General features: G+C 40.6%; 20 protein-coding genes, 1 tRNA gene and 2 pseudogenes. 14 read left to right on the top strand and 9 right to left on the bottom strand.

Going from position 1 to position 21,510, the window contains the following annotated elements; all coding sequences use genetic code 11:
- Together BLV54_RS11045 and BLV54_RS11040 are read right to left on the bottom strand one after the other, a co-directional pair.
- Window positions 1-303: pseudogene (locus BLV54_RS11045) on the bottom strand (hypothetical protein); the annotation flags it as partial.
- A complete protein-coding gene (locus BLV54_RS11040; RefSeq protein ID WP_090571647.1) occupies window positions 276-779 on the bottom strand; it encodes a winged helix-turn-helix domain-containing protein in 504 nt (167 codons plus the stop codon). The gene BLV54_RS11040 and the pseudogene BLV54_RS11045, both read right to left, overlap by 28 nt.
- Window positions 780-916: 137 nt before the next feature.
- Here BLV54_RS11040 and BLV54_RS11035 point away from each other — a divergent pair, with 137 nt between their 5' ends.
- The 3 genes and pseudogenes from BLV54_RS11035 to BLV54_RS11025 all read left to right on the top strand — a co-directional run.
- Window positions 917-2,239, top strand: coding sequence for a hypothetical protein (locus tag BLV54_RS11035; protein WP_090571645.1), 1,323 nt, complete (start codon window positions 917-919; stop codon window positions 2,237-2,239).
- Window positions 2,240-2,437: 198 nt separating this feature from the next.
- Window positions 2,438-3,283 carry a hypothetical protein gene (locus BLV54_RS11030; protein WP_090571643.1) on the top strand — a complete coding sequence of 282 codons (846 nt, stop codon included), beginning with the start codon at window positions 2,438-2,440 and terminating at the stop codon, window positions 3,281-3,283.
- A 193-nt stretch (window positions 3,284-3,476) separates the two neighbouring features.
- A pseudogene (locus tag BLV54_RS11025) lies at window positions 3,477-3,878 on the top strand (tyrosine-type recombinase/integrase); the annotation flags it as partial.
- Between the two features lies 1 nt (window position 3,879).
- Here BLV54_RS11025 and BLV54_RS11020 read toward each other — a convergent pair.
- Window positions 3,880-3,955 (bottom strand) — tRNA-Asn (locus BLV54_RS11020).
- Between the two features lie 306 nt (window positions 3,956-4,261).
- On the opposite strand from BLV54_RS11020, the gene BLV54_RS11015 reads away from it, so the two are divergent.
- Entirely contained in the window at window positions 4,262-4,879 is a 618-nt protein-coding gene (locus BLV54_RS11015; protein WP_176969747.1) for a Spy/CpxP family protein refolding chaperone, read from the top strand.
- 195 nt (window positions 4,880-5,074) lie between these two features.
- On the opposite strand, the gene BLV54_RS16920 is transcribed toward BLV54_RS11015, so the two are convergent.
- Complete coding sequence (locus BLV54_RS16920) at window positions 5,075-5,326, bottom strand: hypothetical protein (RefSeq protein ID WP_256329403.1); 252 nt, start codon at window positions 5,324-5,326, stop codon at window positions 5,075-5,077.
- A 106-nt stretch (window positions 5,327-5,432) separates the two neighbouring features.
- Here BLV54_RS16920 and BLV54_RS11010 point away from each other — a divergent pair, with 106 nt between their 5' ends.
- Both BLV54_RS11010 and BLV54_RS11005 read left to right on the top strand, forming a co-directional pair.
- Window positions 5,433-6,851 carry an alginate export family protein gene (locus BLV54_RS11010; RefSeq protein ID WP_256329400.1) on the top strand — a complete coding sequence of 473 codons (1,419 nt, stop codon included), beginning with the start codon at window positions 5,433-5,435 and terminating at the stop codon, window positions 6,849-6,851.
- A 20-nt stretch (window positions 6,852-6,871) separates the two neighbouring features.
- Window positions 6,872-7,225, top strand: a complete 354-nt coding sequence (locus tag BLV54_RS11005; RefSeq protein WP_256329399.1) for an NrfJ — start codon at window positions 6,872-6,874, stop codon at window positions 7,223-7,225.
- 67 nt (window positions 7,226-7,292) lie between these two features.
- Here the strand turns inward: BLV54_RS11005 and uvrB are convergent, their stop codons facing one another.
- Window positions 7,293-9,323 (bottom strand): excinuclease ABC subunit UvrB, encoded by a 2,031-nt coding sequence (uvrB, locus tag BLV54_RS11000; protein ID WP_090571637.1) that lies wholly within the window; start codon window positions 9,321-9,323, stop codon window positions 7,293-7,295.
- Window positions 9,324-9,394: 71 nt separating this feature from the next.
- Between uvrB and BLV54_RS10995 the strand changes: the two genes are divergently transcribed.
- Window positions 9,395-10,588 carry a pyridoxal phosphate-dependent aminotransferase gene (locus BLV54_RS10995; RefSeq protein ID WP_090571635.1) on the top strand — a complete coding sequence of 398 codons (1,194 nt, stop codon included), beginning with the start codon at window positions 9,395-9,397 and terminating at the stop codon, window positions 10,586-10,588.
- A 318-nt stretch (window positions 10,589-10,906) separates the two neighbouring features.
- On the opposite strand, the gene flhC is transcribed toward BLV54_RS10995, so the two are convergent.
- Window positions 10,907-11,467 (bottom strand): flagellar transcriptional regulator FlhC, encoded by a 561-nt coding sequence (flhC, locus tag BLV54_RS10990; protein ID WP_090571634.1) that lies wholly within the window; start codon window positions 11,465-11,467, stop codon window positions 10,907-10,909.
- Between the two features lie 37 nt (window positions 11,468-11,504).
- Window positions 11,505-11,810, bottom strand: a complete 306-nt coding sequence (flhD, locus tag BLV54_RS10985; RefSeq protein ID WP_090571632.1) for a flagellar transcriptional regulator FlhD — start codon at window positions 11,808-11,810, stop codon at window positions 11,505-11,507.
- 626 nt (window positions 11,811-12,436) lie between these two features.
- Between flhD and BLV54_RS10980 the strand changes: the two genes are divergently transcribed.
- The 3 genes from BLV54_RS10980 (at window position 12,437) to BLV54_RS10970 (ending at window position 16,916) form a co-directional block, all read left to right on the top strand.
- The gene (locus BLV54_RS10980; protein WP_090571631.1) at window positions 12,437-13,816 is read left to right on the top strand and encodes an L-serine ammonia-lyase; all 1,380 of its coding nucleotides are present in this window, start codon (window positions 12,437-12,439) and stop codon (window positions 13,814-13,816) included.
- Window positions 13,817-14,116: 300 nt separating this feature from the next.
- Window positions 14,117-15,982: an ABC transporter ATP-binding protein gene (locus BLV54_RS10975; protein WP_090571629.1), complete on the top strand. Its 1,866-nt coding sequence runs from the start codon at window positions 14,117-14,119 to the stop codon at window positions 15,980-15,982.
- Between the two features lie 322 nt (window positions 15,983-16,304).
- Entirely contained in the window at window positions 16,305-16,916 is a 612-nt protein-coding gene (locus BLV54_RS10970; protein WP_090571626.1) for an FmdE family protein, read from the top strand.
- Between the two features lie 44 nt (window positions 16,917-16,960).
- Here BLV54_RS10970 and BLV54_RS10965 read toward each other — a convergent pair whose 3' ends face one another.
- Window positions 16,961-18,196: a dicarboxylate/amino acid:cation symporter gene (locus BLV54_RS10965; RefSeq protein WP_090571624.1), complete on the bottom strand. Its 1,236-nt coding sequence runs from the start codon at window positions 18,194-18,196 to the stop codon at window positions 16,961-16,963.
- Window positions 18,197-18,254: 58 nt separating this feature from the next.
- Window positions 18,255-18,671, bottom strand: coding sequence for an RDD family protein (locus BLV54_RS10960; protein WP_090571622.1), 417 nt, complete (start codon window positions 18,669-18,671; stop codon window positions 18,255-18,257).
- A gap of 357 nt (window positions 18,672-19,028) precedes the next feature.
- On the opposite strand from BLV54_RS10960, the gene BLV54_RS10955 reads away from it, so the two are divergent.
- The 4 genes from BLV54_RS10955 to BLV54_RS10940 all read left to right on the top strand — a co-directional run.
- The gene (locus BLV54_RS10955) at window positions 19,029-19,763 is read left to right on the top strand and encodes an energy transducer TonB (protein WP_090571620.1); all 735 of its coding nucleotides are present in this window, start codon (window positions 19,029-19,031) and stop codon (window positions 19,761-19,763) included.
- 4 nt (window positions 19,764-19,767) lie between these two features.
- Window positions 19,768-20,538: a MotA/TolQ/ExbB proton channel family protein gene (locus BLV54_RS10950; protein ID WP_090571618.1), complete on the top strand. Its 771-nt coding sequence runs from the start codon at window positions 19,768-19,770 to the stop codon at window positions 20,536-20,538.
- Complete coding sequence (locus tag BLV54_RS10945) at window positions 20,538-20,957, top strand: ExbD/TolR family protein (RefSeq protein WP_090571616.1); 420 nt, start codon at window positions 20,538-20,540, stop codon at window positions 20,955-20,957. Before BLV54_RS10950 ends, BLV54_RS10945 begins: the two co-directional genes overlap by 1 nt.
- 149 nt (window positions 20,958-21,106) lie before the next feature.
- Window positions 21,107-21,510: IS5 family transposase (locus BLV54_RS10940; protein ID WP_143032488.1), on the top strand; the 404-nt coding region annotated here is incomplete at its 3' end.

The following is a 21,510-nucleotide window of genomic DNA, read 5'->3' as shown; positions in this document are numbered from 1 at the left end:
ATTATCGCCAGGGTAACGGTTGGCAATCTCGTGGAGGAAAATCTGCATGCAATCGCTGTTGACATGAGGCAACACCAGGCTGTCGAAGGCTCCATCGAAGGGACTGACTGCGCCGTAAGCGTAAGTATATTCTTGCGTCACCATGGCACTTACCACCGGTCGATCTGGACGGTGGCACCAACAATAACGCCTGTCCACAATGCGTCCGAAGCGGGCTTCATCCTGGAACATCAAGCGTAGCGGTCGATGATTACCCCACGCAGCGACCATTTCCTCTACCCGCTCCTTAAGTTTTTTTTCCAATCCTCGCGCAGCGCAGCATCTCCCTGAGGATGAGCGCTATCCGGTGCCAGTTTACGCCAGCCATGGCGAGCCAGCATTCGATAAATCGTTGAGAGCGCTACTCGCTTACCTAGTCGTTCCTCTATTTTCTCTTTAAGCGGAGGGACAACTACCACTCCGCCTCGAGCCGCTCCTGCCAAAACTTCATCAAGAATTTGGGCTTCCTGCTCAAGCGTGGCAATCGCACGGTTACGGAGCGCCCGTTTCGTTCGAGGTGCTTCCTCCTCGCAGCGAGCAACTCTACAGTAGCGCGTGCGCATGCTACACGTCCATCTAATGGAACGTCCAATAGCCTTCGCCGTTTCCTCTAACGACATTCCCAGTTCCAAGGGCAGCAATACTGCTTGTGCCGCCCTCAACTCCTCTGCTGTTTTAGCTGTTCTCAATAATTCCCGGGCCGTTACTAATTGATCTATTCCACTTGCTTTTCTTGCCATGATTTTTTCCTCGTAATTCATGGCTATATTGTTTCATTTCTTCATTTTTCAATGCAAATTGGAATAAGATTTAAGACATTTATCCCTGCAAAATAAGAATTTTTTATTCCATTGTTGAATGTCGTCATGGAGTTTAAGTGGAAATTTTAAGTACAAGAGAGTGGGCTTTGGTGATTTGGATATCTGGAATCACTGGGCTTTTATTGCTATCACCAAAATTCAAGGAAGTACCGGAAAGTTTTCAGAGTTTGGTAAAGGCATTTCTAGTAAAACAAATAATTACAATTATGATCCTGATGACAGTATATGTCATCGTTTGTGTATATAGCTTATCTCAAGTTAGTTTGTGGGAATGGTATCAATTAAAAGTTACGGCAATCTGGTACATTACTGTAGCTGCATCGATTTTATTTAGATACGAATTAGTCAAGCAAAATCCTCGTTACTGCATAAACTTAGTATTAGATAGCTTCAAGCTTACCGGGGTTATTGGATCTGTTGTTAGTGTATATACCTTTAATATATTTTTTGAATTAATTCTTGTTCTATTTCTTTTCTTTATAGGAGGAATGCTTGGCATAGCACAGTCTAAAAAAGAATTCAAATTGCTAACAAAAATACTTAATGGAATATTGATTGGTATTGGCTCTTTAGTTGTCATTTATTCGATTTATATGATTTATGATGATTTTGCAAAATTAACAAATAAAGAAACATTGCGTGATTTTTATATTCCTCCTCTCTTAACCTTAGCCTATTTGCCATTTATTTTTTTTATGGTGCTATATATCACCTACGATTTGGAGTTCAGAAAACTATATTTTTTTATTAAAAACAAAAAGCTTCGTATTTATTCTAAAGCATGCGCTTTTGTTTTATTTCATATTCGTCTCGTTTTATTGGAGAGATGGGTTTCAAGCTTAGCATTCCATAAGCCAGATACCATCTCAGATATAAATCAATCTTTTAGGCAACTATTCAAAGCAGTATCGGCAGAGAGTAATCCACCGGAAATAAATAATTCTGAAGGATGGTCTCCGTATGCAGCAAAGGATTTTCTCACTGATGAAGGAATTAAAACAGGATATTACCATCCAGCAGGCTCAAATGAATGGTTTTCGAATTCAAAAATGATAGAACTTGAAGGAGCAATAATCTCTAATAATATTTCATATTATGTAATTGGAGATGAGCATATTGCTAGGTATCTTAAGTTAAGATTAAACGTTAATTCTCCCGAGGGGGCAAAAATAGCACACGATAAATTATTGTCACTAGCTAAGCTGTTGTTTGCTAAAGCAACAAATATTGAGTTTCCCTCCGAAATAGAAACAGCACTAAAGAATGGAATTAATTATGTAGCTGAGATTGGGATTTATACTATTAGGATTGAAAAGCAAGTTTGGCCATGCCATAGAAATGGTGGCTATGATGTTAAGTTTATTATAGCTTGTATGTAAGAAATCAAAGTTTGTAGCAAAGGGGCGTCACTGTTTTCACTTGGTAGTCAATGTGGCCTAACCTCTTGACCAATTGGACTGTCTGTAAGCTACGATTTCTAGTCCCTCTATACTTTGCACTTTGGCAACTGGTTACTTCAAATGTTAGCCAGTCATAAATCTAAATTTACCGCACCCGTACTTTTTAGAAGGAAACATATGGATAGATACAAGTACTTTCTCATACATGACCGTAATAAACAAGTTACCTATGGAGAATGTATCAAATGGCGATGTGGAGAATTTGATTCAATTAAACAATCAGATATAACGATAGGTTTGAAGAAGAAATTCATTGCTCGGTTCATTGTGTCGGATAAACGAGTAGATCTGATAAATAAAGAAAAAAAACATATCAGAATCAATGAGGATATTTCATTTTCTTATGAAGAGAATTATAAAGATTTTATTACTCAGCGTTCTGATGAGGTAGTATTTAACCCATTAATAGATCGTTGCAGCAGCATAAGAATGTTTATTGGCCATCAAATGACTAGCAGTAATCTTATGTCATGGATTGATAAAAACAAAAGCCTATTAGAAGAAATAAATTCGAGATTTAATCTCGATCTTCAAAATCGCCATGAATTGATAAATTCCTACTCTTACTATGAGCCGACTCGTATTATTGTTAATAGTAGGTTTATCGATAAGCCCAAACATAGAGAGGATCGTTTACCTACAAAATTAAAGGTAAAGTTCTACGATGAATTCAATGATTACTCTCAAGCAAGTTACACTTTAACAGGTTATTGTGAAGGTAAAAAGTTGCTAACCAAAGAGGGAAAAATTTCAGAAATTGACACATTAGTTGATTTTGATAAAAGCCCAGATGAGCTTGAAACAAAAATAATTGATAAAGGCTCCACTATTTACAATAGTAAGCATGGCTTTTTAAGAAGCATAAATATTAAGGCAAGAGTTTATGGTAATTCGGTAAATTTAGAAAATGGATCAAATATTTCTAAATATGCCGATCTAAGTTTTAATGTAGGCAGAAAATAGTGGTCAGTCTAAGAGAAAAAATAAGTCAAAAGGTGTCAGTCATTGTATAGTGCATGAAGTGACTAACACCTTTTCTTCTTAAGATGAATACATTGACGCTCTACTCGCTAAAAGAGTCAAGCGGTAGTACCAAATAAAGTGCAAAACAGTACCAAATTGCGCGAGAATTTACACATGCCGAGAGATGTTCTCGTTGAATAAGGATGCAGTAGCCGTTTTGCAGGAGCAAGTAGGAAAGCATCATCAATTCTGTTTTACTTATCGTGGTCAGCCCATTGGCTGGGATTTAACCAACACGGCTTGAATGAACGCAATTAAGAAAGCAGGAATTGAAGACTTCCGGTTTCATGATTTACGTCATACCTGGGCTTCTTGGCATCGTCAGGCTGGCACGAGCTGTGATGAATTGAAAGACCTGGGCGGCTGGAAGTCGCGCAATATGGTGGATCGTTATGCCAAATTTGCTACTGAAAATCTGGCGTTTGCTGCATCCAGAATTGAATCGACACGAGAGAGTAAAGTGATTCCGTTGTCACGTTTCTGTCACGTTGAGAACGCGGTCAAAAAGGGCGAGTCCAGCAAAGCCTTAAAATAGATGGCTCCCCGACCAGGGCTCGAACCTGGGACCTGCGGATTAACAGTCCGTCGCTCTACCGACTGAGCTATCGGGGAATATGCGGCATAAGAATCGCGTATATTAATGTTTTGAGCGCTATCGGTCAACCTTCATTTGTTACTAGCACTTTCTATTGTTGCTAACACAGAACCTAAACTAAATTTTCCTGGCACTTTTTTACTTTTAGTAAAGTCTACATTGTTAGATGAGAATATTGCTGGCGACGTAACGCTGCTTCTCCTTATCTACTTGATTTCTGGACTCTACACGTCATGTCATTAAGTATATTCTCATTTTCAGATTTTTCTCGACTGACTAGATATGGCCTTTATCAGCTTTTCAAACAAACAGGAGAAATAATCATGAATCACAAAAAATCTATAATAACTACCCTTCTCTGCTTCGCGTTAACTATCTTTATTTGGGCTTCATTCGCAGATGACACTACTATCACTCAAATGCAGGGAAAAACTTTGTCGATAGCACAGACACAAGAGCAAAGTAATCAAAAAGGAAGCGGTAAAACTATTGAAAAGAAGCTAAGCAAAGAAAGTGATGGGGGACGTTGTTCAAGCAATGGAATGCATGGTCACATGATGATGAAACATGCACATAGTTATCCCCATATGATTGTATCCCATGCCGATGCGCTGCAACTTAGTGACGAACAGCTCGGTAAAATTGTCCGCTTACACATGCAAGGTACTATAGAGCATAAAAAAATAAAAGAAAAGATATACAAAAACTATCTAGCTTTCCAGAAAGCAAAAATGCAGCCAGGCACTGAAGATGAAACGCTACGTAAATTAGGCAAAGAGTACGCAGACGCCTTCAGTGAGATGGTTGAGTATCATATAAAAGAACGCAAAGCCGTACATAATATTTTAACACCCGAGCAAATGAATAAGCTTAAAACAATGGAAATACGTCAAGATATGCATGGAAGTGATCATAGTAATGGCGGCATTAAACAAATTTAAAGATATTCTGAAATATACCTTTAGCAACTAAGGGCGCTTGTTTTATTAAGCGCCCCATCCCCTTCTCTTACATTCTCATCATAACATTTATTTCAATCTACAATTTGTTCTCAGCATTTTCTCTGGCATCTTGTACCTAGTCAGTATCACTAAAATAATCAAATTGCCGAAAAGGAAAATTTAAAAAGGCAAAAATCAAATAATAGGGAAGCATCTTTTCTTTGATTTCAATAAATTTTTGTTAGAATATGCCCCCCTAAAAAAAACAAAAAATATAATTTTTCTTAATTGCCAAGAACTAATAGCAATACTAATTAAATAAAAAATGCCAGGGAGAGGTAACAAAGTAATGCTTTTATCCAGTTCTTTTAGAGATATCAAATCAAAATTCTGCGCTGGAGCAAAAATCTTTTTACTACAACTATTTTTCGGTTTAGCAATCGCCACATTATCGTTTCAGGGTCACTCAGCAGAATCGAAAAATTCGACTAGTCAAAAATTTAACATGGCACAGGTCCCTCCTGTAACCCCACTGCCTCGCGTAGGAATTTATGTGATACCACCTGCTGGCGCTGGCTACTATTCATTGTGGGATTTAATCACTGGAAATAAACGTGAAGCACCGCCTGTCGCTCCTTATGCCCCTTTTGCTTTGATTCCAACATCTGCATTCGATATTGATTTCCGCTACCTCGAAAAGCCAGATCATGAAAAAGATTTTTTTGATCCACTCAAACGTATTCATCTGGGTGATGACTGGTTGCTCTCATTTGGGGGTCAGTTCTGGTACCGATTCATGGATGAAACAGATAGTCGTCTCAATGCAGCAGGTGTTGACAATATATACCATCTTTATCGTACACGTTTCCATGCAGATCTTTGGTATCAAGATAGATTCCGACTATTTGCTGAATTTATTGATGCCCGTACCTCTGGTCAAAGTTTGGCTCCCCTGCCCACTGATCAAAACCATACTGATATGCTGAATTTATTTGCAGATATCAAGTTAGGTCAGTTCCTCAACGGACCAGCGTATATGCGGGTTGGTCGGCAAGAATTACTTTATGGTTCCCAAAGGCTAATCTCCACCTTGGACTGGGCCAATACACGTCGAACCTTTCAGGGTATTAAAACATTCTGGCGAACCCCTACTTTCGATCTGGATGCCTTTTTTGTCAGACCTATGATCACAGAAAAGAATCAGTTTGATAACTGGGATCACGACCGGAATTTTTTCGGTTTATGGGGCACATATCGACCAATGAAGGGTCAACTGCTTGATCTGTATATTCTAAGCTTGATAGATAACCGAACGGTTACAACAGCGAATCTTTTGCAAGGGAATGTTTTGCAAGGCGATTCGGTCCTGCAAACTGTAGGTGGACGAATAATTGGGGATTACAATCGATTCTTATATGAACTTGAGGGGATGTACCAGTTTGGGCAGCGCTCAAATCAAGATATATCAGCCTTTGCAGTAGCTACAGGTGCTGGATACCATCTCCCCTTTCCTATGAACCCTCAATTCTGGCTTCGCTATGATTTCGCCTCTGGTGACAGCAATCCAAATGATGGCAGATCCAATACGTTTAATCAGCTTTTTCCATTTGGACATTATTATCTAGGATACCTAGATCAGGTTGGTCGTCAGAATATCCATGATTTCAATGCTCAGTTCACATTACATCCTCAACCCTGGTTTACATTTATCGCGCAATACCACCGCTTTTATTTAGCGAACAAACGCGATTTTCTTTATAATGCAGCAGGTGTAGGGACGCTGCACGATATAACTGGGCAATCAGGCAGTCATGTTGGGGATGAAATTGATTTTCGTGTTAATATTCATGTGGATCGCCATCAGGATATACTTGTGGGATATTCCAAACTTTTTACAGGTAATTTTATTCAAAATCAGCGCCCCGGTATTCACCCTGATTTCTTTTATACTCAATATACATTCCGTTTCTAATTTCCAAGAGAAATAAAATAATGAAAAAACTGCTATTGATTATGACTGTCGCCTTCACTGGTTTTTTATTGGAACCTACACCTGTTTTGTCTAACCAAAATGTTCCCTCTGCTAATTCAGCTAAAACAGAGAAATTACCAGATGACGAGGGGATAGTCGTATCAGTGCTAGATACGACAGGTTATACTTATATGGAGTTAGACAATGGTGGTAAGCGTTTCTGGATTGCAGCGCCTACCACCAAAGTCAAGGCTGGCGATCATATACGCTTTATTGAAAATATGAGGATGCACCACTTTACCAGTAAAACCCTGAATCGGACATTTGATCAACTTATCTTTGTGACATCAACCCAAGTAAAGATCGCTCAATAACGGGTAATAACGAATTTTTATATCAAATGAAATTGATATTTTTTAACTCGTGGTGACAAGCACATCATCATTTTGAATCAACAAATCCAATAAACAACTTATTTTTTAGATTTTTTATTTCATCACGACATTGAGCTGCCTTTTCAAATTCTAAGTTTTTGGCTGATTCCAACATTTGTTTTTCCAGCGACTTAATTTCTTTCGTTAGCTGAGATTCACTCATATGATTGTAGCGAGCCTGTGCTTGAGCTATTCCAATTTTTCCTTGTATATGCTCATTGCTATAAACACCATCAATGAGATCTTTAATACGTTTACTGACACTTCGTGGCGTAATATTGTTATTCTGGTTAAATAAAATTTGTTTTTTACGTCGCCGTTCAGTTTCATCCATAGCCCGCCGCATTGAATTGGTAACACGGTCAGCATAAAGAATGACAGTGCCATTGATATGACGTGCTGCTCTTCCCATTGTTTGAATCAGCGAGCGCTCTGACCGCAAAAAACCTTCTTTATCAGCATCTAGAATTCCCACTAACGATACTTCCGGGATGTCCAGCCCTTCTCGTAAGAGATTGATTCCAACAAGTACATCAAACTTGCCAAGACGCAAATCCCGAATAATTTCTACTCGCTCAACAGTATCAATATCAGAGTGAAGATAGCGCACCCTAATTCCATGGTCAGAGAAATAATCGGTCAAATCCTCTGCCATACGTTTAGTAAGCGTGGTGACTAACGTTCGCTCTGCTTTTGCCGTACGTATGGTAACTTCCGACATCAGATCATCTACCTGCGTTGCTACCGGACGTATTATAATATCTGGGTCAACCAAACCAGTAGGTCGAACAACCTGTTCTACAATTTGACCGCTTTTCCTTTGCTCATAATCTGCTGGAGTCGCTGAGATAAAAATTGTCTGGGGCATCAATTTTTCAAACTCATCAAATTTTAGTGGTCGATTATCCAATGCTGAAGGCAACCGAAAGCCATAGGCAACTAGATTTTCCTTACGCGACCGATCACCCAGATACATTCCCCCCAACTGAGGAACAGTTACATGACTCTCATCAATAATCATTAAAGCTTCATTTGGCAGATAATCAATCAGCGTGGGTGGCGGCTCACCAGGTTTTCTGCCTGAAAAATGACGTGAATAATTCTCGATACCTTTACAGAAACCCAGCTCATTCAACATCTCTAAATCAAAGCGCGTGCGTTGCTCAATACGCTGAGCTTCCACCAGCTTGTTTTGCTGATGAAAGTACGAAATACGTTCAGCCAATTCAGTCTTAATTGTCTCAATTGCCCGCAGTGTAGTGCTTCTTGGTGTCACATAATGACTTGAAGGATAAACAGTATAACGTGAGATCTTTTGCAGAATTCGCCCTGTTAGCGGATCAAACGAAGAGATATGCTCCACTACGTCATCAAACAACGATACTCGAATGGCTACTTCTGAGTTTTCCGCTGGGAAAATATCGAGTGTATCGCCCCTTACGCGGAAAGTGCCACGACTAAATTCGAATTCATTTCGTTGATACTGCATTCCGGTTAGACGTTTGATAATATCACGCTGTGAAATTTTTTCATGTTCGCGCAAATGCAGAATCATACTGTGATAGTCAACTGGGTCACCAATACCATAAATGCAGGATACTGTTGCAACAATAATGGTATCTTTGCGTTCGAGCAGTGATTTTGTCGCAGAAAGGCGCATTTGTTCAATGTGCTCATTGATACTGGAGTCTTTTTCTATGTAAAGATCACGGGAAGGAACATATGCTTCGGGTTGATAATAATCATAATAAGAGACGAAATACTCAATGGCATTTTCTGGGAAAAATTCTCGCATCTCTGCATATAACTGTGCAGCCAATGTTTTATTGGGCGCAATAATGATTACAGGACGTCCTAATTGCGCAATTGCATTAGCTATCGTGAAAGTTTTACCTGAACCGGTTACCCCTAGTAATGTTTGAAAAAGCAGGCCATCTTCTACACCTTCAATCAATTTGATAATTGCACTTGGTTGATCACCAGCGGGTTGAAAAGATTGATAAAGTTTATAAGGACTGTTGGGAAAGGTAATAATCACAGGTATAATTTTAATGTAAGAAATTAGTTTAATTTTACCAAGTTAGGTATCGACCATTCAGGAGCACAGTTGTGGAACTCTCAAAGCGCGCACAGGCCATTAAACCATCCCCTACCCTAACCGTCTCTGCCAAAGCAGCAAGACTTAAATCTGAGGGTAAAGATATTATAGCACTCGGTGCAGGTGAGCCTGATTTTGATACACCGCAACATATCAAAGATGCAGCAATCGCTGCGATTAATGCTGGCTTCACGAAATATACCCCAGTGGGAGGTACACCAGCGCTCAAAAGTGCAATTATTACAAAATTCAAACGTGACAATAATTTGGATTTTACTTCCAAGGAAATTCTCGTTTCTTGTGGCGGAAAACAAAGCTTTTTCAATCTTATATTAGCCACGATCAATCCAGGTGATGAAGTGATTATTCCGGCTCCATATTGGGTCTCTTATCCCGATATTGTGCTTATTGCGGAAGGAAAGCCAGTTTTTATTGAAACGGGCATTGAAGATCATTTTAAAATTACGGCCAAACAACTGGAAGAAGCTATAACGCCCAAGACCAGAATGTTTGTGATCAATAGTCCTAGCAATCCATCTGGCAGTGTCTATAGTTTGGATGAGCTTAAGGCATTAGGGGAGGTATTAAGAAAGCACCCAAATATTTTGATTGCAACCGATGATATGTACGAACACATTCTTTTATCGGATGATAAGTTTGTCAATATACTCAATGCCTGTCCTGATTTGCGCACGCGAACAATCGTCTTGAATGGTGTTTCCAAAGCTTATGCGATGACAGGGTGGCGAATTGGTTATTGTGGCGGACCAGAGCAGATCATCACTGGAATGGAGAATATTCAATCACAAAGCACTTCTAATCCTACCTCTATATCCCAGATCGCAGCTGAAGCAGCACTTAATGGTGATCAATCCTGCATGATTCCAATGCAAGCAGCGTTTAAGGAACGTAATCAGTTTATTACTGATGGATTAAATAAGATCCCCGGCATTCATTGTTTACTTTCTGGCGGCGCATTCTATGCGTTTGCTGATGCTCGGCAAGTAATACAAAAACTACAAAATAATGGGCATATCAAAAATGATAGCGATATCACTCTTAGCGAATTATTATTAGAAAAAGTAGGTGTCGCTGTTGTACCTGGATCGGCCTTTGGTTGTAAAGGATATATACGCTTATCTTTTGCCACTTCAATGAAGAATCTGGAAGAAGCGATTAAACGTATGAGCAATCTGCTGAAATAAGAAAGAATCTTGCTGGATTCTTTATAGGGAATTTTCCATAAATACGCAATTTTGCTTGGCAGCTAATTGGTAAAAAATATTTATGCGTCTGTCTTCAACTGAAGACAAGGGGTAGTAAAAAATCCCATAAATAACTTTTTATTCCATTTCTAAATCAAACCTGATTCTGTCGGCTCTCTTTGCCGCATTATCTATACAGTCTGCTGCATGCGTTCGCGTTATGTTTGATTTGGAAATGGATTACAATCAATCATCTTCCAATCGATTTAACCCAATTGATCTAAATGGTCAATTGTAATTATTAATGATCAAAGAAGCTCAAGCTGCATATTCCTGTTTCATTTTTGTTGCAGCGCTTGGAGTAACTTTCTTGGTCTTGCCCGCGCGAGATGGAACATTACAGAGCCCACAAACATGATTAGAATGTATCTCCAAGCTATGGACTATAAAATTACCATTACATTTGGTGCAAGGGATGACACACAATACGTTGCTTTCAAGGAAACGCACCAATGTCCAAGCACGTGTTAAACTCAGAATGCGTTGAAGGTGATTAATTTCAATATGCTCAAGATATAACTTATAGCTTTTTATAATAGCATCAATAGAACGTATATTTGTATGTTTACAAATAAAATTATAAATATTAATAAATAATGATGAATGTACGTTTGGTTGCCAGCTTGTAAACCAGTCTTCAGAGTAAGGCAACATTCCTTTGGGAGGAGATACACCTTTTATCTCTTTATATAGCCTTACAAGTCTCTCACGACTCAATTCTGTATTTGCTTCCAAGACTTGTAATCTGGCACCAAGTTTAATTAAATCCGTAGCAAGCTGAATTTGTCTTGCTTCTAATAAGATACTCTTTTCTCGCATAGAATTTTGCTTTACCTAATACGAATTAAGCAACAATTTAAGCTGGTGACCCAGCCATTAATATAGTAGCGTGAGATTGGACCAGAGCACGATCCCGATTATGATTAGATAGAATTTCAGCTACGAGTCGATCATCAAATCGGAAACGACATAGCAATATATTAGAAGTAGCCATTTTTAACAATTGACTAGAGGCAAGATTCTCGAGAATGTTTGCAACATCTTCACTAACACCGAGTCGATACATTGCCGTAACCTTGTCTTCACGCAATAACTGCTGAGCAAGTAACAGGTAGCTAAGGTTGATCTCTCTTATTTCATCAAGAATCTGATTTGTTTCCATTTTGATACTCCTTATTTTCATCATTATTTTTAAGCTGATACATTCTTAAACTTGTAGCCAGGGAAGTAAATGGGGCATCAACCAAATGAAGAGTCAGCACTCTACTAGCTTCTTTGTAGGATTTTCTCCTACATGCTATAAATTAATTGATGGATCAGATAGATATAGTCATTTCTCTCTCTTTTATTTAATTAAATGCTGAGCAACCTTATTAAAAGCGATTTCTTAAAATATGAATCATTAACCGATAAGTAACCTGCTTGCAGCTATCAAGGAAGAAGTGTAGATTTTAAATAATTATTAGCAATATCTATCTCTATCTTTCAATGTTAAAAAAGAACTACAAGTAATCTCGAGAATCTAAATATATTTGAAAAAAATTGTAGCGAACAGTTTTCGAGAGATTAGTTAAGATAAAATGCGGTAATAAAAAAAACAAATATTGTGAGCTTCGATAAAACGAATCTGATGAATTTTAACAAAGCCCCATATCGAGTAGATAGACAAAGCACAGTTACTGCCCGTTGCAACTATCAAAATAGGTAACAGGTTCGTTCATAAGCTCTCAGGGTTTTCCTGGTTTCTATTTAAGAATTCTTTATCACAATTCGCACAGGGTTTGATTTATGTTCATCAGCGTTCTTGATCTCTTTAAAATCGGAATTGGTCCTTCTAGCTCTCACACTATGGGGCCCATGATGGCTGCCAATGATTTCCGCAGTCGCATTTATCAGCTTGTGGCAACATCTTCGAACAACAAAGCCATGCATGTTCGTTGCGTGCTTAAGGGTTCCCTTGCTTTTACCGGCAAAGGTCATGCAACAGACCGGGCTGTTGTATTGGGATTTCACGGCTATACTCCCGTAGCATTGTCTGAACAGGATGTTAATTCATTAATTGCAAAACTATGGGCTACCCATTCCTTTACGGTAAACAAGGATACAGTTATCACATTCAACCCCGATATTGACATTGTTTTTGATAAGCACGAAACATTACCTCAACACCCAAATGGTATGGTTTGTACGTTGCTTGATGAAAATAAGAAAATTTTATTAAGCGAAACCTATTTTTCCATTGGCGGGGGATTTATTAATACGCTTGCTGAAATTAGTCAACTAAATGCCCCCCTAAAAATGGAATCAGGCAAATCTTTCCCTTTCCCGTTTGATTCAGCACGAAGCATGTTGCAAATGTCTCAACAAAGTAATTATTCAATAGCAGAGATGAAACGCGCCAATGAATTGACAAAACTAACTGCCAATGAACTTGATCAAGGGCTAGATAAAATTTGGCATGCAATGCAACGTTGCATTGAAAATGGTTTAGCAACAGAAGGGCAACTACCTGGTGGCCTCAAGGTATCACGCCGGGCTAAAAAGCTTTTTAATCAGCTTCATGAAAACTCCGAAAAAGCAACTCTGAACGATTGGCTATGCGCATACGCGATGGCCGTAAATGAAGAAAATGCAGCAGGCCACATGGTAGTAACTGCTCCCACTAATGGAGCAGCCGGCGTTATTCCGGCCGTACTCTATTACATGGTAAAACACGAAAACGGTAGTATTGAAAACGTAAGGGATTTTTTATTAACCGCTGCAGCAATTGGTGGCATCATCAAACACCGCAGCTCTATATCTGGCGCAGAAGTTGGTTGTCAGGGAGAAGTTGGATCAGCTGCTGCAATGGCAGCGGCTGGTTTATGTGCAGCCCAGGGAGGAACAGCAAAGCAAATAGAAAATGCAGCAGAAATTGCTCTTGAGCATCATTTAGGAATGACCTGTGATCCTGTGGGTGGTTTAGTTCAAGTTCCGTGCATAGAACGTAATGGATTTGGTGCGATTAAGGCCCATACAGCAGCAGCACTGGCTCGCCGGGGAACAGGCGATCATTTTATGCCGTTAGATAACTGTATTGAAGCGATGAAACAAACTGGCCTGGAAATGTCACATAAATACAAAGAAACATCACTGGGTGGTTTGGCTGTAAGCATTACTGAATGCTGATTAATCCTAAAGCAGGCTGACAACATTCAGGCACTCAGAAGATTGATCCTGTTTGAAGCGTAGCGGCGAATTTAGTCGTCTTAGAAATGATGCAATTAGTCTAAAAGGCTGGGGGCACAATCAAATAACACGGATCTTACTCGTATTTCTACTTTCGTCATTGGGATCTAACATTGGCACTTATGTAGCCAGCTTCAGAATATTTGAGCGAATCACCGTGACTAATACCTTTACAAGAAGAAGCTATCTAGGCATAAAAACAACTTTAATACATTCCCTCATTTTGTAACAGAATGCTATATGCTTGGCTTCTTTGAGCGCTTAATCAATCCCTTCCCACCTGAGCATCCGACTGAGCCGCCTAAGGGTTTGTATCAGTTTTGCCGTCACTATACCCGAGGAATCGAACCCTATCTGCTTTTGATGGCGATACTGACTATTTGCGTTGCCATCGGTGAAGCGATGCTTTATGGCATTTTAGGAAAGATTATCGATTGGTTAGCTGAAAAAAATCCCCAGAGTTTCTTGCAAGAAGAAATGCTCTCATTGATTGGTTTATCGCTATTTATACTGCTGCTGATGCCCATTCTGGTTCTGGTTCACTCGCTGATCATGTACCAAACGTTAATGGGTAACTTTCCAATGATAGTGCGCTGGCAAGCCCATCGCTATCTGCTCAATCAAAGCTATGCTTTTTTTCAGAATGAATTTAGCGGCCGCATTGCAACCAAAGTCATGCAAACAGCCTTGGCTGTACGTGAAACTGTCATGAAAACACTTGATGTGATGCTTTTCATCACTGTATATCTCATCACCACTTTGTTTCTCGTTGCAAATGCTGATCCTCATTTAAGCATCCCGCTTTTTATCTGGTTGGCCATGTATTCAACCATACTGTATTACTTCATTCCAAGATTAAAACAAATCTCTGAGATACAGGCCGATGCACGTTCAAGCATGACCGGCCGTATTATAGATAGCTATACAAATATTTTGACACTTAAACTGTTCTCCTACACTCAGCGTGAATCTGAATACGCAAAAACTGGCATGGAAAATTTCCTGTCAACCGTTCATCCCCAAATGCGGCTGGTTACTGGGCTGCTTGGATGTGTATGGGGCAGTAATATGCTATTGGTATTCAGCATTGGTGCACTGGGAATTTATTTATGGATCAACGGAAATATCACCACAGGAGCCATGGCAATTGCCATGAGTCTTGCGATACGCCTAACCGGAATGTCACACTGGATCATGTGGGAGGTCAGCGCACTATTTGAAAATATTGGAATTGTCCATGATGGCATAAATACATTATCAGAGCCACTGACCGTAGTGGACGCTCCTAATGCTGCTCCTTTGAAAATAAAATCTGGCACGATTAATTTCAATCATGTCGGATTTACCTATCATCGAACAAATCAAAAGCAAAGCGAGCAGGTTTTTGATGATCTTAATTTACACATCGTCGCTGGTGAGAAAGTAGGCATTGTCGGTCGTTCAGGCGCTGGCAAATCTACCTTGATTAGTTTGTTGTTACGTTTTTATGATGCTCAGCAAGGCATTATTCAGATCGATGGGCAGGATATCCGCCAAATTAGCCAAGAAAGTTTACGCGCCAATATCGCTATCGTTACCCAAGATACTTCCTTGCTTCACCGATCGATTCGTGACAACATTCTTTTCGGTAAACCTGATGCAACTGAAGCTCAGATGCTCGAAGCCGCAAAACTTGCTCATGCTCATGAATTCATTCAGATCCTGGTTGATAGTAAAGGTCGCAAAGGCTATGATGCATTCGTCGGCGAACGCGGTGTTAATCTTTCAGGGGGACAACGTCAACGTATTGCAATTGCCCGGGTATTATTAAAAAATGCGCCTATCCTGATCCTTGATGAAGCAACATCTGCTCTCGATTCAGGTGTGGAAGCCAGCATCCAGCAGAACCTGTATCAACTTATGGAAGGTAAAACAGTTATTGCGATTGCCCACCGTTTATCTACCATTGCTGCCATGGATCGGCTCATTGTATTAGATAAAGGTCGGATCGTTGAGCAAGGCAGTCACGCAGAACTGCTCTCTCACAATCAGCTATATGCAATGCTTTGGAATCACCAATCAGGAGGATTCCTTGTGCCCCCCCACAAAACAGCCAGTGATGCCTAATCAGGAAAAATGATGCCCCCGGTAAAAGCAGCAACAGTTCAGAGTGTTTCCACACACATCGATAAAAATAAGAATTTTTATAGCTAATGATCATTATGTAATGCTTGGGAACATCCCTGCTTAATGAATTGCATAAATGGGCGCAAGTACTAAAAGTAATGAGACAGTAATTTTATTACTGGTATGGTTTAAAATAAATTAAATAAGCTTATAACTGCAATGCGGCTAAAAAAGAGAAGAGCGATAACTTATCATATACTCTATACAAGCTTAAATAGCGTACTCCAATCCATTCTAACTTAATCATCAAGGTTGATATCTCATGAACTTTCCCGATTTTTACGAACTGGCACCAGTCATACAGACCCGTGATCCATTTGCAGCCATGCTGGGTGCTGCGCGTGATGGTTTACTAGAATACCATTATCTCGATGCGGTACGTCTCGCTGGCCATTCATGTCCTACTGTCGCAGGCGCATATCTCATGGGGCGAGCCGCCCTGCGTGCGCTTTATCCGGATGAGCCTGCTGAACGAGGCTCAATTGCTGTTCATATGCCTGCACCAGAACACGAAGGTACCACCGGTGTGATGGCGCAAGTATTGACATTATTAACTGGTGCAGCCGCCGATAATGGCTTTCATGGAATTCAAGGGCGCTTCAGGCGGATGGGATTGCTTAGCTTTGCAGACCAACGGGAAGGAGAAGCTATCCTCTTCAAACGTCTTGATACCGGAGCAAGTGTAGCGGTGGAGCTCGATGTTTCCTTGGTGCCAGGTGATCCGGCACAAAGTGGACGTATGGCGGCTATCCTGCAAAATCGCGCTGATGATACGATACGAAGTGCTTTTGCTGATGCATGGCAGGCTCGTGTACGCCGATTGTTACTGGAATTCGCGGATGATCCGCGCGTAATACGCGTCACTACTCTGTAATCCCGGTTAATACAGTTAAAAGTTAACTCTTTGAAACCACTACATTAAGGGCTTCTTATCCACTTTTGTACGACTAAACTCCCAATCATATCTCCCTCAACATTGACCATCGTGCGAAAAGTATCTAATAAACGATCGATAGGGAGCAAAATAGCTACTGCCTCAGCTGGTAAACCTACTGATTGGAGCACCATTATCATTGTCACCATGCCGGCGCTTGGAATGCCAGGTGCGCCAATAGCAGCCAGCATGGCAGTAAAAAAGACGATAAGTTGTTGTGTGATATCAAGCTCGATTCCCACAAGATTGGCGATGAACAAAGCGGCTATAGCCTCATACAACGCTGTGCCATCCATGTTGATAGTCGTTCCCAACGGAACGACAAAGCCTGCCACATCGGATTTGACGTGTAAATGCTGTTCCACACACCGCATCGTTATGGGCATAGTAGCCGCACTGGAGCTGGTTGCAAAAGCAGTAATCAATGCTTCGCGCCCACCCTTCCAGAATCTAAGAGGTGTCATGCCTGTCGTTAGATAAAGTATGAGGGGTAAGATGATTAAACCATGGAATAATGTTGTCCCGATAACAATTACCACAAATTTAAGCAGTGTAGTAAGCAGGGTAATATCCTGAGTAACGATCAATTGCAGTAGCAATGCCATAATACCGAGTGGAGCAAAACGCATAACCCAACTCACCAACATCAGGATGAGCTCCAGAAATTCTTTCATCAAAATGAGGATATTATGATAGCGCTCCCCGCCCACCACCATAGCAACTCCAAGCAGTAATGCAAATATTACGATAGCAAGGATATCACCCTGAGCAAGCGCTGCTATTGGATTCAAAAAAAGCGAGTGTAGAAAGTGAGCAAAAAATTCGCCCAGGGACATTTGCTTAACTTCGAAATCTTGCATGGCATCCTTAAACATCGCAATCTCAAGCCCTTCACCCGGTCGAAAGAGATTGGCTACTGTCAGACCCAGTATCACTGCCAATGCCATAGTGGATGCAAAAAAAACAAGAGTGATTTGCCACACCCGATTTATTTGGTGATGTGCACGTAAATTCGCAACACCGACAACAATGGAAGTAAACACCAATGGAACAAGTATCATTTTCAATAAATCAATGAATAAAGTACTTATCAAACTGGCAATATACAAACCATTCTGAGAGATGGATGAATCCAGACCGAGCATGACAAGCCCCAAACCCAGCAAAATGCCACCTAATGCACCTAACAGAATTTGCATATTGAGGGATATTTTCATCATGAAAACTCCAGATTTATCATCAGATGTGATACGAGGAAAGTAAAATTGAACTTCAATTTCAGTTTTCTACTTTTACAATACGTGTTCCGGCGAGTCGATCATGCAGAAACTTGCGGTCACGATCGAATAACGCCCATATAATTCCGAAGCCAAAAAAAGTGATGCCAATCACGGCAAAGAGGTAACGGGTAATAGCCTGTCGAGTACTGAGCCTATTGCCATTAACTGCTACTACACGCATTTTCCAGGTTTGCATAGCCAAAGTTTGGCCACCATGCGTCCAGAACCAGATAAAGTAGATCCCAGCAACAGACAGCAGATAAAATTGGAATAGCGGTTTGAAATATGCTGCAGTAGGATCACGAAACACAAAATGAAAAATAAAACCGGCAATAAACCAGACTGCAAGTAGTAACAGAAATTCGTAAAGCATACATAACGTACGCCGCCAAAATCGAGGAGTTGAGTTTGTCATGAAAAATTACTTAGGTCATATTATTTATAATTAATGACCAAACTAGCCAAGTTAATAAAAATGTCTTCTTTAGTAGTACATTGTAAGGCATTCTAAGAGGTTATTTCACTCTTTCCCTTAGAAATCCAGGTTGTCCGATCTCTTTAACCAATAAAATATTTTCAGTTAACAGTTAATAATGATTGATAACTATTATCGTTTTCGTTAATATTATTAAAATAAATAGTATCTTAAAATTTTAAGTTGCTGCGGATACGATAAGTTACCTAAATAAATTAACCAGCTCTGTTCATCATCCTTAAACAAGAAATAACTTGATTAGTCAATATATTTCTTTTCTTGGAGGGCGTTAGTTGTATGATCCATACAAAGCGCAATTCGACCGTATCATCCACTTCTTTTACTAGTTTACTATTTGTGCTCTTGGTACATGCTGCTCTACTTTATGGTATGTGGCATCACCGCTTACCATCCACGAATACCCAAACAGTTACACTGTTTGCTGAACTGATTGCACCACCACAACCTAAAATTGAAGCACCAGAGACTCCCAAAGCTAATTTAAAAGCAGAGCATATTCCGCCCCCTCCGGAAAAACCTAAAGTTGTTAAAAAAACACAGCCACAACCGAAACACCGCCAATTGGCTTCCAATGCACCCGTTCTGCCTAAAGAGGAATTTGTAGCTCCTCCTTCTCCTCGTACGCCAGAACCTGTTCACGAGGAACCTGCACCGACACAAAAGCAGCAGGAAGCGAAGGCTGTAGCGGCTGCTCGTCCCGAGCAAATGCAGAGTGGTCCCGTGACTCTCACATCCGAGTTATCGGTATCTTGCCCGGAATTAAGTGCACCGGATTATCCTGCTCTTTCACGTCGATTGGGTGAAGAAGGGAAACTCATGCTACAAGTTGAGCTTGATGAATCAGGCCGTATCAGCAATACCCGTATCGTCAATAGTAGCGGTTATTCCCGACTTGATAATGCGGCACTGGCTGCGGTTAAGACCTGGCGCTGTAAACCTGCGGTGCGTGATGGCCAGCCCGTACGAGCTATCGCATTGCAACCTTTTAATTTTGTAATCCAAGGAAATTAATGTAATGGAAGAAAATCTTGGTTTTTCTCATTTTCTAGCTCAGTTAGACCATATAGGGATGAGCGTACTCATTTTATTGCTCTCCCTTTCAGTGGCTAGCTGGTATTTGATTATCACGAAAAGTATCAGTAATTTTATTGTCTCTCGGCGGGCCAATGCTTTTCTGAATCATTTCTGGGAGGTTGATTCTCTACAAGAACTAAAAATAGAAATGAAAGGTTCTTCTACAGACAATGCGTTTGCCCATCTAGCTAAATTGGCGGTAGATGTTAGGGCTGATTCCCAAAAGCATGGCATGGAAAAACTTGCTGCAGCAGGAGGAGCGAGTGAATTGTTAACCCGCACACTGCGCAATGGTATCGATCAGGAGGCAACACGCATTGAAAATGGTCTCACCATTATCGCATCGGCTGGTTCTGCCGCTCCCTATATCGGATTGTTTGGTACTGTTTGGGGCATTTACCATGCACTGATCCAAATTGGCCTCACTGGACAAGGAACATTGGATAAAGTAGCTGGACCAGTTGGCGAGGCGTTAATTATGACAGCTTTAGGCTTGGCTGTTGCCATTCCAGCCGTATTAGCCTATAACGCTTTTATTAGACGAAACAGGATATGGATGGCGCGGCTGGATGCATTTGCGCATGATTTATTTACCATTGTTACAGTTGGCAGCAAAGGTGGAGATAGCATCAAGGGAGCAACTGGACAAAATCACAATCCTCAGTTTACGCCAAGTGCAACAACTACTTCAGTGCTTGAGGGGAGACAATAATGGCTTTTGGCAGCTCAGAACGCTATCAGGGGCAGACAACGCTGTCTGAAATTAATGTAGTACCACTCGTGGATGTCATGCTCGTTTTGCTGATCATTTTCATCATCACAGCACCACTACTCACTCATTCCGTAAAAATTGATTTACCGAAAGCCTCAAGCAATCCCCATGCGACCCAACCAGAGCACATTGACTTTGCCATTCGCGCTGATGGCAGTTTTTTCTGGAATGGTGAGACAGTCACTCTTGAGCAACTGACACCCCGTTTTACTCAATCAGCAGAAAATTCCCCCAATACGGAACTACATATCCGTGCTGATAAAAATACACATTATGAACACGTGGCGCGTATCATGAGTATAGCTGCAAAAGCTGGATTAACGAAAATTGGCTTTGTTACGGATCCAACTCTCGAATGAGGAACGATTTCAGCTTAACTTGTTAAAGTACATTCATTATTGAAAACCATTTGCTAGGGTCTGTTGACGTTTTGAGATAAGTATTTCATAAATAGAAGCAAACTCGTAATATTGAGGTGTTCTCACACCACCAATAAAACGAGTTTGCGATGCCCCGATTGATGCTCAGCGATGAGTTCTGGTCGAAGCTGGAGAAAATTCTGCTTCAAGAAGCGATTTATAACAAGCGCAATTTGCGCATGACAGTAGAAGGTATGCTATACCGAATGCGGGTTGGTTGTCCGTGGCGAGACTTACCTGAGGTGTTTGGATGCTGGAATTCCATCTACAAGAGATTCAATGCCTGGTCATTAAGTAACAAGTGGAACAGAATTTTCAAGGCACTGATTATTGATCCAGATTGGGAGTGGGAATTTATTGATGGCAGCTACGTTAAAGCGCATCAGCATAGTGCGGGGGCGGTAGGTCAAGAGCCGCAGGCCATCGGGAAAAGCCGTGCGGGTAACACTACAAAGATTCATTTGGCGGTTGATGGTTGTGGTTTACCAGTTGA

It is taken from the genome of Nitrosomonas sp. Nm33, from assembly GCF_900107265.1.
Lineage (GTDB): Bacteria > Pseudomonadota > Gammaproteobacteria > Burkholderiales > Nitrosomonadaceae > Nitrosomonas.
Note: the sequence above shows the minus strand (reverse complement) of the source record. Positions and strands in the feature narration are given on the sequence as shown.